Origin of the sequence: Neisseria montereyensis, assembly GCF_024834045.1 — a bacterium.
In the GTDB taxonomy this organism is placed as follows: domain Bacteria; phylum Pseudomonadota; class Gammaproteobacteria; order Burkholderiales; family Neisseriaceae; genus Neisseria; species Neisseria montereyensis.
The window spans coordinates 286,043-300,744 of sequence record NZ_JANUXW010000003.1 but is presented as its reverse complement, the minus strand read 5'-3'; the positions used below and the strand labels follow the sequence as shown (position 1 = coordinate 300,744).

Below are 14,702 nucleotides of genomic sequence, written 5' to 3'. Positions count from 1 at the left end.
CCACCTTAACTCTAACTCTGTAAATAATCTCTTAAACGTGATGCCAGTGCGTGAAGATAAGGGACCTGTTCCGATGCGCTCACTTCAAAATGAGAAAGTTGCTGCACCAGCGCGTTATAGTCCTCTTCAAAACTCGCTCGTTTTTCGTCCTGCCAGGTATCCCTGAGGGAACTAAAGCTATGATTCAAACCGTTAACCGCTTCATTCAACGTGTCGATGAACTGCATCAGAGACTGCGCGAAACGGTCAAGTTCATCAGGATCGCCAATTGCTTGTGGCATGATTTACCTCCAAATTTTTGTTTACCAGTAACCTTCATCATCAGATGAAGCAGCCGCATTTCCGGTTGTCAACGACTTAACGCTGCCACCGTCCAGCTTGATCTCCGACGGAGCCGGTACCACGTTCGGGTTCTTGGATTGGGTACGCATTGTCACCGACATGGTCACACGCTGGAAAAATTCATGGAGTTGTCCAGCGTTTTCCGCATAGAAAAGGTCATGGGGCGTCCCCTCGATAAAACGCTTAAGAACCGTCTCATCAGCATCACGTCCGATAGCCATTGCCATGCGGTCACATTTGGAAGAGCGTCCTTCGGAGATAAAGTCCTCTAGCGGTCTTTCCCAGCTGTCATTAGGCTGGCCGTCAGAAACAAGGACAACAGTCGGGCGGTAAGCGCGGGATGGAGTGGTCTCCTTGTCCTCGATCATGGCCTTAGCCATTTTGAGGGCTGTTCCCATCGGGGTCATACCATTTGCCTGCAGACCTTGCCACTGCACCTGAGAAGCCTTGGTATAGGGCACCTGTAGTTCAACTTGGTTTCCGAAAGTGATGACGGAAACAAGAATATCAGTCTCCATCTTTTCTTCTTGCGCAAAGGTGTCGAGCATATCCTCGACGGCCTTGTTAAGGTTCTCGATTTTATCTCCGTACATGCTGGAGCTGACATCCAGAAGCAGAACGATGGGAAGCGGTTTGGCGGTTGGGGTGGTGAACTTTTTAGGATCAAACATGGATCATTCTCCTGATTAATTTGCTGGTTTCAATTTCATACAATTCTCAATACTCGGGGAAAAACTCAGCAAGGTTTCTGCTCCCGACAAATACTTCGCAGACCAGTCGGCCCCGATCCACTTTGTAAGCGGTCCTGAGTTCAACCTGCTGCCAATGGATAAGCTTTGACAAAGCATCCTTCGCTTTCTGACCTTTGGCGGTGTGCAATTCCGGAGCATTATAACCGGCGGGACGGACTTGGTTCCGGTCTCACCGTTCCATTTCCACTCCGGTGACACCTCGAAGGTATCTCCGTCGATAATTGAAGTGACTATAAATGATAGCATCGTTGCTCCTTTTGCTTTTTCAACCAATTGCGTTTCTTTCTGCACTTGGTCTTTAGCAACCGGTGTGCCAAATAATTCAAGAGGTCATAACATGCTGATATTACATGTCTTACAAAATTACTGTTATTGATAAGGCTTTGATTGTATTTCAAATCAGGTTGATGCATTTTAAACCCAGTTTAAAATGCATCAACCTGATTTGAAAACTTGATTTCGTCCACTGATAACCAGCGATCATCTATCTTTGGCTATGTCTCATACTCCTCTTGGGGGCTATTGCGTTTTGCCATGACCTCAATAGAGACAGTTAAGGAATGCTTCAAATAAAATAACCCACAATATAATTTACCTTGAAAATATATTGAAATGAATACCAGATGTCAAATATTCTTTGCCGATTTAGCTTTATATTATAAATACCCCATTCTTAATACGACCATTATCGTAGACTATTTAAGCCCGTTGTCTGTACCTAGAGGGCGTCATATCATTCAGTGAATTATAAGGTCTTCCGGTATTATAAACCTTGATCCAATCTTCAGTAAGTTGATTCACTTCATTTAAATTATTAAAAAGGTGTAGTCTAAAACCTCCGTCTGATAACTGCGATTAAATCGCTTAATAGATTTTTATTATTCATATTTATCTTCTTTATTAAAAAATAAGTTGGTTTATATAATATTGATTAAGCTTTTTCTAATACAATAATTATATTTAATACTTGACCTTGATTAGGCCGTTTGAAAGCCATTTAACCTTTCAGACGGCCTTGTAAGTATATTCCCCTTATCTTTCCCAACTCTCTCAAATCCCCAACCCCCTATCTTCCAAAACAATCACCCGTGCGTCTGCCTGCTGCTCATCCAATTCAAATAAAACTTCTTCCTGCGTATCATCGGCCAATTGCCGGTAATGCAGCCGATATTGTCCGGCGGCTAATTTAAACGCGGTAAAGTCGGCTTGGGGCGGTATGTAAATGGTGCGGATGGCGGTTTTGCTATTGTTTGGGAAAATTTGTGCCAATACGGCGGAGTGTTTGTTTTGATTGTCGATTTTAACCATATTGTGCCCTTGTTCTGCTAAAACGGGGTAGCCGGGCATGTATTGGGCGAATTCGGGATAGGTGGCGGGGGTGTGGGTGTCGAGGCGGGTGGTCGGGTAGGCGGGGGCGGCTTCGCGCTGTTGTTTGGCAAACCAAAATAGGAGGCTGAGGATAATGGCAAAAAATACCAGGCCGAGCCAGAAGCGGGTAAAGGTTGCTTGGGCTTGAGGAGGGTTTTCAGACGGCCTGAATGTTTCGCTCGGTTGATGTTTGGGGGTGTTTGAGGGTGTAGGGTGGTGATGGTGGGATTGGGCGGCAATCCAATCATCGTGGGCGCGGCGTTGTTCGGGGTCGGATAGAACGGCATAGGAGCGGTTAATCAGGCTCATAATGCGTTCGGCATCGGGGTTGTTCGGGTTTTGATCGGGGTGGTATTTTTTGCAAAGGGAACGGTAAGCCGCGCGGATGACTTCAATCGGTGCGTCTTGTGCGACTTTGAGGTTGTCATAATGGGTGCGTATGCGTTGCGACATATTCCCTACCTTGCAGGCCGTTGATTAAAGAATGGCTTTAATATAACGGTGAAATCGGTTTGAAACGGTTAGGCCGTCTGAAACGGATAATAGCAGCCAAAATCGGTTTGGTTTGATTTCGGCTGCCGGGTTTCGATTAGGTTTTGGGCAGGGTAACGCCGGTTTGCCCCATGTATTTTCCGCTGCGGTCTTTATAGGAAACTTCGCATACTTCGTCGCTTTCAAAAAACAGCACTTGTGCCACGCCTTCGCCGGCGTAGATTTTGGCGGGCAGCGGGGTGGTGTTGGAAAACTCTAGGGTTACATAGCCTTCCCATTCGGGCTCGAACGGGGTCACATTCACAATAATGCCGCAACGCGCATAGGTGGATTTGCCTAAGCATACGGTTAATACGTTGCGGGGAATGCGGAAATATTCGACCGTGCGGGCAAGGGCGAATGAGTTGGGGGGGATAATGCAGCAGTCGTCTTCTACGGTAACAAAGTTTTTCGGGTCGAAATTTTTCGGGTCGACAATGGTGCTGTTGATATTGGTAAAAATTTTGAATTCGTTGGCGCAGCGGATATCGTAGCCGTAGCTGGACGTGCCGTATGAAATGATTTTTTGGCCGTTGACTTCTTTAACCTGATTGGGTTCGAACGGTTCGATCATGCCGTGCTCTTCACTCATACGGCGGATCCATTTGTCTGATTTAATGCTCATGGTTTTTCCTTTAAGTTGGGGCACGGGGTTGCCGTGAATGTTTCAGGCCGTCTGAAACCCGTATGGTGTTTTGCCCGTGGGTGTTTGGTTTATCGGTAGGCGGATTATTCCGCGCTTTCCTGCCAGCCGCCTAAATAGCCGGCCAATTCTTCCAGCATGGTGCTTAATGCTTCGACCATTAAAATCTGGGAGGCAAATGTTAAAGCGGCGGCATCGTCGCCGTGGCTCTCGGCTTCTTCCTGCAAAACGTCTAAATATTGGATGCGTTTGAGGGTGAAATCCTGCGTTAAAACGAATGCAATTTGTTCGCGCCATACCAAGCCGAGTTGGGTAACGGTTTTGCCGCTTTTCACATGCTGAACCACTTCGTCTGCGGTTAAATCCTGTTTCGATATTTTGATTACGGGGGCAACGTCGCCGGTGCCTTTTAATTCGCAATCGCTATCGAGCTCGAAACCGCCTTCGGCTGCGCCCTGTAAAAGCCAGTCGGTCATTTTGGAAGAGGGTGATTGTTTGGTGTTCGGCAAGCGGGCTTCAAGGCCGCCTAAGGCTTCGCGCAATTTGGTCAGCATGGCTTCCGCTTTGGCAGACGAAGCATTGTTTATAAAAAGATAACCGTGTTTGATATCGAAAATGGCTTGGGTGCGGCTGCTGCGGGTAAAGGCGCGCGGTAATAAATCGTCGGTAATCTGTTCTTTTAATTCTTGTTTTTCTTTACGGCCGACATTGCGGGCTTCGGCATTTTGAATTTCCGCCACTTTTTCGTCGAGAATATCGCGAATCACGCCGGCAGGCAGCACTTTTTCTTCTTTTTTGAGGGCGATGCGCCAAGTATAGTCGGCGGGAAACACGGTTTCGGGTGAAAATGAAACCGGAGCGGAAAAGCCTTCGCTAAACCAATCCAAACCCATGCAGGGGGTGAATTCGGCTTCGGTGAGTTTGGCGGCTAAGGTTTCCAATTCGGGCAGTTTGTTTTTATTCAAGGGATAAAAACTGACTTGTTTGAACCACATGATATTTCTTTCGGATTAAACCGCCGCATTATAGCAAATAAAGTGCCTAATTATAGGCCGGTGTGATGTAAAATCTATATTATGATTTTATTCTATCGGAATAGAAGGATTAGGCCGTCTGAAAAACGATATGCCGCCGTTTTATTGACAGCGCGCGCGTATATCGTTATAGTGCGCGTTCCGGATATATATGCGCCCATCGTCTAGAGGCCTAGGACACTGCCCTTTCACGGCGGCAACCGGGGTTCGAATCCCCGTGGGCGTGCCAGATTATAAAAATCCGCTTGGTTATTCAAGCGGATTTTTTTTGTTTTTAAAATAATATGGTTACTTTTATCAGGCCGTCTGAAAATATAAGGCCGTCTGAAAAGCTTTTAGGCGGTATTAGCGGAACCAACCGCGAACGGCTTGCAAATTGCCGAAACGGATACAGGCGTCGGCTTGTGCCTGCGTTTTCGGTTTGGCATGGTAGGCAATGCCGATACCGGCTTCGGTAATCATGGGGATATCGTTGGCACCGTCGCCGACGGCGACAACCTGATGCTTGGCCAGACCGAGTTTTTGGCGGTGTTCGACTAATAAATCGGCTTTGGCTTTTGCATCAATCACCCTGCCGGATACTTGGCCGGTGAGTTTGCCGTTTTCTATTCCTAAAACATTGGCGTATTGATAGTCGAACCCGAACCGTTTTTGCAGTTTTTCGGTGAAGAATGTAAACCCGCCGGAAACCAACATAAACGTTACATTGTTTTGGCGGCATTCTTCGAGCAATGCTTCCGCGCCGGGCGAAAGTTGTAAAACATTATCGTATACGTCTTGCAAAAAATGTTCGTCCAAACCTTTCAGCAGGGCGGTTCGGCGGCGTAGCGACTGTTCGAAATCCAATTCGCCGCGCATGGCCTGTTCGGTAATCTCGGCTACTTGCGCTTTCAACCCGGCGCCGGCGGCGATTTCATCAATACATTCGATGGTAATCAGGGTCGAATCCATATCGCTCACGATTAAACCTAAATCGGAAAATGCCATATCGGGCAAAACGGCAAAGTCTATGGATTGGCTGCTTAAACTTTCAGCGGCCGAATCGGGCAGGGCGAAGGTTTCGGAAACGGGAATCCGTAGTGTATGGCGGTGTGTTTTGCCTTCGGGCAGGTCTAAGGTGTTCAAAACGCTGAGATCGCATTGGGCAAGGGCGGGGTGTTGCAGAATTAGAGTATATGGCATTGTATTGGCTTGGAATAAAGAATAAAGCGGGTATTATAGCCAACATCATTCATAAACTGAATGACGAATTTATGGAAATGGCTAGGTGGCGGTATATTTTGGCCGCTGTTTTATTCAAGCCCGATACAGACGGCGTATGGTTATTTTGTTATGATTTTTAAACACATTGATAAGCATGGAATAAATACCGTGAAGCTAAGCGAATTGATCCGTTATCCTGTTAAGTCTATGGGCGGCAATACCCTTGCAGAAGCCGATATTTTGCCGACCGGCTTGCCGCATGACCGCGAATGGCTGGTGGCCACGCCGCAGGGCGGGTTTGTGACCGCGCGCAAGTTTCCGAAGATGCTGCTTTGGCAGGCCGATGCTCGATTGGACGGATTGGTATTAACGGCACCTGACGGCAGCTGTCGTGAGGTTTCGGTGTCTGAAATGACCGATAGCGCCGATGTTACCGTATGGAAAGATTCTTTTGCCGCCCGTTGCGGCAGTATTGAAACGGATAAATGGCTCTCTGAGCAACTCGGTATGGAAGTGCGTTTGTATTGGTTGGGCAAACAAAGCCGCCGTATGCTGTCTTATTCTCAAACACCGCTTTCTTTTGCCGACGGGGCACCGTTTTTACTCACCAATACCGCTTCTTTGACCGACTTGAATCATATGTTGGACAAACCGGTGGAAATGGCGCGTTTTCGTGCCAATTTAGTGGTTTCGGGCGGGCAGGCGTATGAAGAAGAACAATGGCATCGTATCCGCATCGGTGAGGTGGAATTTGAAAATTTCAAACCGTGTACCCGCTGCGTGATGACGACGGTGGATTTGCAGAACGGGCAGAAAGATCCGTCTCTAGAGCCGCTTAAAACATTGGCTAAGGTGAGAAATGCCGTGTTCGGAGTGAATCTGGTGGCATTGAATCAGGGGCGTGTTCGGGTGGGTGATGAAGTTGAAGTATTGAGCTATTTGTAAAGTATTTTTCAGACGGCCTGCGGTAAGTTTAAACAGTCGGTGTAGCAGCGGATTGTCTGGATAATTTTTACTGCCTTTGTTATATTCCTTTATCCCGGTTTGTCCGGTGTTTTCAAAAAAATTGACTTGATACAGACAGCCAGACGTTCGCTTATCTTGAGGCCGTCTGAAACAGATTTCACGGAAGAAAAATAATGAAATGGAACCGTTATTTGCTAGGCGGGTTCGGCTTAGTGATTTTAGTGGCACTATGGCAGGCAGGGGCGTTATTGCTGGCACAAAATATGTCGCTGGCCAATTTGCTCGCACCCGCGCCCGCTTTTGATAATCTCGGCCATCTGCTTTCAGACGGCCAATTGTGGCCGCATATCGGCGCCAGTTTGAAACGCGTGTTTGTGGGGTTGTTTTTTGCTTTGCTTATCGGAGTGCCGGTAGGTTTTATGGTCGGGTTATCGTCTAAAGCGGAACAGGCCAGCAGCCCGGCTTTTCAATTTTTACGCATGATTTCGCCTTTATCGTGGATGCCGGTGGTGGTGATGCTGTTTGGTATTGGGGACGCGCCGATTTATTTCTTATTGGCGTTTGCGGCGGTGTGGCCGATTATGTTGAACACGGCTTCGGGGGTGAAAAATATTAATCGCCAATGGTTGGAACTCGGCCGCTCGCTTTCGGCAACGAAAAAAGAAATGCTGTTTAAAATTATGCTGCCTGCGGTAACGGGCGATATTCTCAACGGTTTGCGCTTGGCCATCGGTATTGTGTGGGTGGTGTTGGTACCGTGCGAAATGTTGGGGGTGAATGAAGGTTTGGGTTATTTTATTCTCGATACGCGCGACCGTTTGGCCTATTCCGAATTAATGGCGGCGATTGTGTTAATCGGTTTGATCGGTTGGGCTTTAGACAGCGGTGCCCGCAAATTGGGGCAGTGGTGGCGGCATAGTTAATGATTTGAATGGTTTAAATAATATAGGCCGTCTGAAATATTTTTCAGACGGCCTGATTTAAAAGATAAGGCGGATATAGCTGCTTTTGTATCTATTGCCATTGATTTAGACAACAATATGAAAATACAGACAAACCACATGCCTGCCTCGCTCGCGTTCAAACAAGTTTTGGTCGCCCTGTTTTGGGGCGGCACTTTTATCGGCGGCAGGGTGCTGGCTCAGGCGATGCCGTTGAGTGTGGCGGCATTCGGCCGCTATCTGATTGCTTCGTTACTCTTGGTATGGGTGGCCTTTAGAATGGAAGGCGGATTGCCGCACCTGAATCGGCAGCAGGTTTTCGCAACGGCGCTTTTAGGGCTGACCGGTGTGTTTCTCTATAACTTGTTTTTCTTCGGTGCGCTGGCGCATATTCCGGCCGGACGCACGGCTTTATTTGTTACCCTCAGCCCGATTACCGTTGCGGTATGTTCCGCCGTTTTCTTCGGCGAACGCTTGGGGCGTTTGCGTTGGTTGGGCATTGTGTTGGCGTTGGTGGGGGCGGCGGTGATTATTACGCGGGGTGATTTGGCGGGAACCGTTCAGGATATTAGCCGCTCGTTTGGCACGGGTGAGTTATCGATGTTGTGCGCGGTTTTGGCTTGGGTGGCTTATACACTATTGTCGCGCAGGGCATTGGTTTCTCTAAGCCCGATTGCGGCAACAACTTATTCGGCTTTATGGGGTTGTTTGTTTCTCGGGCTGAGTGCGGCAGGGCATATTGCTTCGGTGGACTGGGCGGCGTTGGGCTGGCCGGCATGGGCGGCACTTTTTTATATGGGGGCGTTCGGCACGGTGGTGGCTTTTGTGTGGTATTACCAAGGCATTAGGGCGGTGGGGCCTTCTAAAACGGTGATTTTTACCAATCTGGTACCCTTGTTCGGGGTATTGCTGTCGGCCTTATTGCTTGGCGAACCGGTTTTGTGGTCGATGGTGGTCGGCGGGGCGCTTTCTATTGCGGGGGTGATGATGGTGAACCATCGGGCAGGCCGTTAAAGTTTGGCGGCTCGATAATGGTTAGCCCTATCGCTTTTCAGACGGCCTCTTGGTCTAAAAAAGCCTTTAGCTTGTTTTCATCTAAAAACCAATGGCAGATTTCCGTATCGCCTGCCAATAATACCGGCACAAGTTCGTTGTATTTTTCTTCCAATACGGGATCGTCGTCCACATCGATAATATCAAGATCAAAACCGTATTCGGCCTGATACGGTTGCAGGGCATCGCGCATTTTATGGCATAGGCTGCAATATTCGCGAAACATTAACGTTAGCTTAGGCGCTTGCTTTTCAGACGGCATCTTGTGGGTTTTCTTTCTTTTTACGGGGTTTGCGGCGGCGCTTGCGTTTGCCCTCGCCGTTGTTGTGGTTGTTTTGTGCTACGGCAGTCATCTGCAAGCGGGTTTCATCGTCGGCACTTTGGAAAGTGGTCCACCATCTGGCCAATACTTTATCGGCATTGCCCGTTTCGGCGCGCAACAACATGAAATCATAAGCGGCACGGAAGCGTTGTTGGGCAATAAGGCGGTGTGGACGGGCACCTTTAATGTTGTCAAATTGCGGTTGCAACTGCCAAATTTCGCGCATGGTGGCGGAAAAACGTTGCGGTACGCCCCAGCCTTTTTCCGCATCGAGCAATTCGTTAATCGCCTGAGTTAACGCCGGAACCGGTTTCATACCTTGCGCGGTATTGCGCTGCCAAATTTCATTTAAGCGCGGCCACATCGCTGCCGCCAAAACAAAGCCGACCGATACCGATTTATCGGCGCGTAAGCGTTCGTCGGTATTGCGTAGGGCTAGGGAAACGATATTGTCGCCATCGGCAACGGCGTGCTGTAAGGCGGTTAGAATCGGGTGGATATTATCGGGAATGCCTAGTTTATCGAGCTGCGCCAAACATTGGATGGCATGGCCGGAAAACAGCAGTTTCATGATTTCATCGAATAGCCGTGCGACCGGTTCGAGTTTCAGACGGCCTGCGTATGCGGTAATCGGTGCGGCGGTTTCATATTCCACTTCAAAACCGAGTTTGCCCGATAAACGCACGGCGCGCAAAATGCGTACCGGGTCTTCCTGATAGCGTTCGGCAGGGTTGCCAATCATCACCAGTTGGCGGGCTTGAATATCGGCCAAGCCATGATGAAAATCAATAATCTGTTGGGTGATGGGGTCGTAATACAGTGCGTTGCAGGTGAAATCGCGGCGCATGGCATCTTCTGCCATCGAGCCGTACACATTGTCTTTCATAATGCGGCCGTGTTCGTTTTGCTGAACCTTGCCGCCGCCGCGAAACGTGGTTACTTCAATGGTTTCCGGCCCGACCATCACATGCACGATTTGAAAGCGGCGGCCGATAATGCGGCTGCGGCGGAAAATTTTGCGTACCTGTTCGGGGGTGGCATTGGTGGCCACGTCAAAATCTTTCGGTTCGATACCCAATAGCAAATCGCGCACGGCGCCGCCGACCACATAGGCTTCAAAACCTTCATTGTGCAATCTGCGAACCACTTTTTCCGCAGCAAAACTCAACATATCGGCGCTGATGCGGTGTTCGCCGAACGGGATAACTTGTTTTTGTGTGCGACGCGGTTTGGCCGATTTACCTGGCAAAACCTTGTGTAACCATTTTTTTAACATAAGGACTCGTCTTTATATACGAGCCGTCTGAAATGCTTGAGTGAAACTTTTGCAGAAAAATCTATAGTAAATGTTTCTGCAAAAGTTTCAGACGGCTGAGTAAATATTTAAGAAAACGGCACATTATACCTTATCAGAAGCAGGGTGAATCATTGAGTAGGGCGCAATCATACAAAAGCGGCAATCGTGAATGCCGATTGCCGCTTGATTGATGCCGATTTTATTCACCAATACTTACCGATTCCGTATTATTGGTAAGCTTGGTTTTTTGTTTGTTCATTTGATATTTATCCCACCAGGCGAATAAATTTGCCAAAACCGAACCTGTAACGGAATGCCAAATGGTCGCGACAGCGGCCACAATGGCTGATTCAGCATTGGTTGGGAAAAATTTGGTGCTTAAACCCGTTGCAAGGCCTGCATTTTGTACACCGACTTCAATCGCAAGTGTACGTTTCTTAGCCGTGCTTGTTCCCACTAAATTACCGGCCCAATACCCTAAGACATAACCCAAAAAGTTATGAATGGCAATGGCAATAATGGCAATTAATGCGGATTCGAACAGTTGATTACCAAATACTGCAGCAATACCGCCAACAATACAGGCAAAAGCGATAACTGCTACGCCCGGCATAATGGCCCGAACGGTTTCAAACCATTTTTGATTATGAAATAAAATATTACAGATTGATCCGATTGCAATCGGCATCAAGGTAACCAACACCATAAAACGGAACATGCCCCAGCCATCCATTTCAACGGTTTGCCCGACCAAGTAAGTTAGCCATAAAGGCGTTACCACGGGTGCGATAATGGTCGATAAGGTTGTCATGCCGATGGAAAAAGCCACATCGCCTTTGGCCAAGTAACTCATAATATTGGACGAAACACCGCCCGGGCAGCTGCCGACCAGTACAAGCCCCAGCGTTAATCCTACCGACAGATTCAATAACTTAGCCACCAAAATCGCCAACAGCGGCATAATGGTGAATTGCGCCAATGTGCCGATACAAATATCAAAAGGGCGTTGAAGCAATATTTGATAATCTTGTTTACCCAGCGTCATACCCATGGCAAGCATAATAATGCCCAAAACCAAAACTTGGGCATCGCCCTTAACCCAACTGAAAGTCGCCGGCTCAATAAAAGTTACGCCGGCGGCCAATAAAATCACTATGGCAGTAAAACGAGTTAACTGATAACTCAATATAGCCAAAAAACGCATCGCCAATCACTCCTTTGGTAGTATCTGATTTTAATATTATTGTTGACTACCCAGCCGAACCTTTTTTAAAAAAGGCCTTGTTATGCTGGGTTGTCAGAAATAAATAGAATTTGGCGGTATTTTACTTATTCTAGTTAAAATTGACTATACTGTTTTTAAAGGTTATTAATTCATTAATAACAGATTGGCGTTTTAAAACTATCTGCTTTCTAATAATGGTACAAAATAGATTTTACCCGTTTCAAAATGCTCCGGATAAAAATGGGTTGATTAAACTGTTAACTGTTCAAACAATGCCCGTTTTAATGCAAGCTGTTTTTTAGGGTTGGCTAAGGCGGTACTGAAAATCACAAATCCGTCTTCCGCCCGTTCGCCCAAAGTGGAAATTTTGGCATAACGCAGGCTGATATCTTGTGCGGAAAAGATTTCGGCCATATCCGCCAACAGATAAGGGCGGTCGACGGCGACAATTTCCAATGTGTACCAGTCGGGATTGTCTTGATCGGAATTCAGGCGGATAACCGGTGCTATCGGCAAATGGCGGCTGCGGCGGCTGCTTGGCACGGGTCGGAGGGTGGCATGGTTTTCGGTGGTGTCGTAGCCGTGAACAAAATTATTGATCTCGGCTTCGAGTGCGCTCTGTATATCAAGATAATCGCCCGGTGTGTGTTGCGGCGGCATTTGCACCGTGAAAGTGTCGAGAATATAGTCGTGATCGGTTATAAACGCACGGGCGGCCAAAATATCCATATTGTGATGATTGAAAATACGGCATAGTCGGGCAAACAGGCGCGGTGCATTCGGCATAAAAACCATCACCTGCAAAGCATCGCCTTCAGGATCAAACAGGCGGCAGCGTACCAACGGTTGTTCTATATGGTGGATAAGGTTGGCGGTATGCCAAAGGATATCGTGCATTTCATGGCGGACAATATAAGCCGAGCCAAGCATGCGCCAAAGTTGCTTTTGCAGTTTTTCCGGCGTGCCGGCGTGGTTGAGTTGATCGGTTGCGGCTTGTTGGCGGCGGCTGATCATTGCGCTGCGGTTGTCTTTTCCGCCTGCCAAACGGTGGCTGGCAGCGTGAAACAGCGTTTCAAATAGGCCGGCTTTCCAGTTGTTCCATAGTTTGGGGTTGGTGCCGCGAATATCGGCTACGGTGAGCAGGTAAAGCGCGGTTAGGCGCTCTTGCGTTTTCACACGTTCGCAAAAATGGCCGATGACATCGGGGTTTTGTATGTCTTCTTTTTGGGCAACGGAAGACATCAATAGATGGTCTTCCACCAACCAACAAAGTATCTCGCTTTCCTCTTCATCCAAAAAATGGTCGGCGGCAAAACGGCGGGCGTCGCCAATGCCTTCGATGGCATGATTGCCGCCCCGTCCTTTGGCGATATCGTGAAACATAGTAGCCAGATAGATAATGTATTGTCGCTCAAAACCATGCATCAGTGCGGAAGCAAAAGGCAGCTCGTGGCTATGGGCATCCATCGCCAAGCGACGGGCATTACGCAATACGGTCAGGATATGGTCGTCTACCGGATAGATATGGAATAAATCGTGTTGCAACAGGCCGACAATATTTTTCCATGCGGGCAGATAACGTTCTAATACGCCGTATAGATTTAGAAAGCGCATCAGGTGGGTCAGCCCTTCGCCATGTTTGAAAAAGCCGATAAAGCGTTGGCGGTTGGCGGGGTTATTGTAAAAATTTTGATCGATTTTGAAGGTTGCCGCCCACCATGCCCGCAAGGTTTGCGGGGCGATGGTGTCGATATTGTTATGGGTTTGAATAATTTCTAGAATTTTAAATAAATGTTCGGGTTCGCGTTCAAATAGTTGTTTGTCGTATACCGCGATTTGATTATCGATTTGATAATAATGGTCGTCAATCAAACCGACAAATTGGCGCAGAAGTGAAAAAACACGGCCGCGCAGCATCGGCAACAAAATACCGTTCAGTTGGGTAACGGTTTTGCTGGCACGGTAAAATACCCGCATCAGTTTTTCGCTTTTAATCCGCCGTTCGCCATCCTGCCAACCCATGTTTTCGGCAACTTGCGATTGTAAATCGAAAATCAGGCGGTCTTCCTGTCTGCCCGCTGCCAGATGCAGATTGATGCGTATGGCGGCAAGCTGTTTATAGCTGTCAAGCAACATAGTGGCTTCGGTATGGGTGAGGATATCGTCGGAAGAAGACAAACTTAAGAATGTATCCAAACCTTGTGCTTTGGCAATCCAAAACATAGTATGAATATCGCGCAAACCGCCCGGGCTGGTTTTGATGTTCGGTTCCAATACGGCGGCCGAACCTTGCGATTTGGCATGGCGCTGTTCCATTTCGACCCATTTGGCTTCGATAAACGAAGCGGTATCGCGTTGCAGGTTCATTTGGTGCAGAAAACGTTCTGCCAGTGCTTCATTACCCGCCAGAAAACGGGCTTCGAGAAAAGCGGTGTCGCCGGTAATGTCTTCGGCGGCGCTTTCGCACAATTCATCAACGCTGCCGGCTTTGAGGGCAGGCACAAGGTGCATATCCCAAAGGGTTTGTATAAAGCGGCTGATGGCGTCTTGTTCGTCTTCGGTAAGGGCTTGCTCGGAAACAATGGCTAAGTCTAAGTCGGAATAGGGATAAATTTCACCACGCCCGAAGCCGCCTGTTGCCAGCAAACACAAAGCACTGTCGGCAAACTGATGCTGCCACAATAGGGTTAATGTCTGCCTCAGTGCCCGCCCGTATCGGGCAAAAAAGACGGCAGGGCGTTGTTTGGCGCGATAACTGTCGATCGCCTGCTGCTTTTGGGTAGTCAGATTATCTAGTGCGGCTTGAATAATAGCTTGCATAATAGTTTCCATTGTGGCAACCTGAATTGTTTCAGACGGCCTTCATATTATTTATCAATAATTTAGAGTGTTGGATGAAATGTTTATTATCTGATTGATTTATCGAGTGTACAATCAAATATGCCGATTCTCTGCCATACTTATCTGATAAAAAGGGTAATAAATGCACAAACGGTTAAAATAAACAGATAAACGGCGGTAAATA

Annotated in this window: 13 protein-coding genes, 1 tRNA gene and 1 pseudogene; 4 read left to right on the top strand and 11 right to left on the bottom strand. The window is 47.8% G+C overall.

All coding sequences use genetic code 11. The annotated features are described in order from the left end of the window. Positions 1 to 11: 11 nt before the first annotated feature. The 6 genes and pseudogenes from NXS09_RS05715 to NXS09_RS05690 all read right to left on the bottom strand — a co-directional run bounded on the left by NXS09_RS05715 (position 12) and on the right by NXS09_RS05690 (position 4,631). Complete coding sequence (locus NXS09_RS05715) at positions 12 to 281, bottom strand: WXG100 family type VII secretion target (RefSeq protein ID WP_259291590.1); 270 nt, start codon at positions 279 to 281, stop codon at positions 12 to 14. Positions 282 to 302: 21 nt separating this feature from the next. After that, the gene (locus NXS09_RS05710) at positions 303 to 1,013 is read right to left on the bottom strand and encodes a vWA domain-containing protein (protein WP_259291589.1); all 711 of its coding nucleotides are present in this window, start codon (positions 1,011 to 1,013) and stop codon (positions 303 to 305) included. A gap of 780 nt (positions 1,014 to 1,793) precedes the next feature. After that, positions 1,794 to 1,963, bottom strand: a pseudogene (locus NXS09_RS05705) (integrase core domain-containing protein); the annotation flags it as partial. A gap of 181 nt (positions 1,964 to 2,144) precedes the next feature. Then, positions 2,145 to 2,915 (bottom strand): J domain-containing protein, encoded by a 771-nt coding sequence (locus NXS09_RS05700; protein WP_259291588.1) that lies wholly within the window; start codon positions 2,913 to 2,915, stop codon positions 2,145 to 2,147. A 136-nt stretch (positions 2,916 to 3,051) separates the two neighbouring features. Continuing rightward, a complete protein-coding gene (gene dcd, locus NXS09_RS05695; RefSeq protein ID WP_151051575.1) occupies positions 3,052 to 3,618 on the bottom strand; it encodes a dCTP deaminase in 567 nt (188 codons plus the stop codon). A 104-nt stretch (positions 3,619 to 3,722) separates the two neighbouring features. Continuing rightward, complete coding sequence (locus tag NXS09_RS05690; protein ID WP_259291587.1) at positions 3,723 to 4,631, bottom strand: recombination-associated protein RdgC; 909 nt, start codon at positions 4,629 to 4,631, stop codon at positions 3,723 to 3,725. A gap of 192 nt (positions 4,632 to 4,823) precedes the next feature. Between NXS09_RS05690 and NXS09_RS05685 the strand changes: the two genes are divergently transcribed. After that, a tRNA-Glu gene (locus NXS09_RS05685) sits at positions 4,824 to 4,899 on the top strand. A 116-nt stretch (positions 4,900 to 5,015) separates the two neighbouring features. Here NXS09_RS05685 and serB read toward each other — a convergent pair. Then, positions 5,016 to 5,852, bottom strand: coding sequence for a phosphoserine phosphatase SerB (serB, locus tag NXS09_RS05680; protein ID WP_259291586.1), 837 nt, complete (start codon positions 5,850 to 5,852; stop codon positions 5,016 to 5,018). A 189-nt stretch (positions 5,853 to 6,041) separates the two neighbouring features. Here serB and NXS09_RS05675 point away from each other — a divergent pair, with 189 nt between their 5' ends. From NXS09_RS05675 to NXS09_RS05665, 3 genes are all read left to right on the top strand, one after another. Further along, the gene (locus tag NXS09_RS05675; RefSeq protein ID WP_259291585.1) at positions 6,042 to 6,818 is read left to right on the top strand and encodes an MOSC domain-containing protein; all 777 of its coding nucleotides are present in this window, start codon (positions 6,042 to 6,044) and stop codon (positions 6,816 to 6,818) included. Positions 6,819 to 7,012: 194 nt separating this feature from the next. Next, positions 7,013 to 7,762, top strand: coding sequence for an ABC transporter permease (locus NXS09_RS05670; RefSeq protein ID WP_259291584.1), 750 nt, complete (start codon positions 7,013 to 7,015; stop codon positions 7,760 to 7,762). Between the two features lie 138 nt (positions 7,763 to 7,900). Continuing rightward, positions 7,901 to 8,794, top strand: coding sequence for a DMT family transporter (locus NXS09_RS05665; RefSeq protein ID WP_259291583.1), 894 nt, complete (start codon positions 7,901 to 7,903; stop codon positions 8,792 to 8,794). 37 nt (positions 8,795 to 8,831) lie between these two features. On the opposite strand, the gene NXS09_RS05660 is transcribed toward NXS09_RS05665, so the two are convergent. The 4 genes from NXS09_RS05660 to glnD all read right to left on the bottom strand — a co-directional run bounded on the left by NXS09_RS05660 (position 8,832) and on the right by glnD (position 14,497). After that, positions 8,832 to 9,095, bottom strand: a complete 264-nt coding sequence (locus NXS09_RS05660; protein WP_151051565.1) for a glutaredoxin family protein — start codon at positions 9,093 to 9,095, stop codon at positions 8,832 to 8,834. Then, entirely contained in the window at positions 9,085 to 10,431 is a 1,347-nt protein-coding gene (pcnB, locus tag NXS09_RS05655; RefSeq protein WP_259291582.1) for a polynucleotide adenylyltransferase PcnB, read from the bottom strand. The genes NXS09_RS05660 and pcnB overlap by 11 nt, the downstream gene beginning before the upstream one ends. A gap of 220 nt (positions 10,432 to 10,651) precedes the next feature. Next, the gene (locus NXS09_RS05650; RefSeq protein WP_259291581.1) at positions 10,652 to 11,656 is read right to left on the bottom strand and encodes a bile acid:sodium symporter family protein; all 1,005 of its coding nucleotides are present in this window, start codon (positions 11,654 to 11,656) and stop codon (positions 10,652 to 10,654) included. Between the two features lie 270 nt (positions 11,657 to 11,926). Continuing rightward, positions 11,927 to 14,497, bottom strand: a complete 2,571-nt coding sequence (gene glnD / locus NXS09_RS05645; protein ID WP_259291580.1) for a [protein-PII] uridylyltransferase — start codon at positions 14,495 to 14,497, stop codon at positions 11,927 to 11,929. Positions 14,498 to 14,702: the final 205 nt, after the last annotated feature.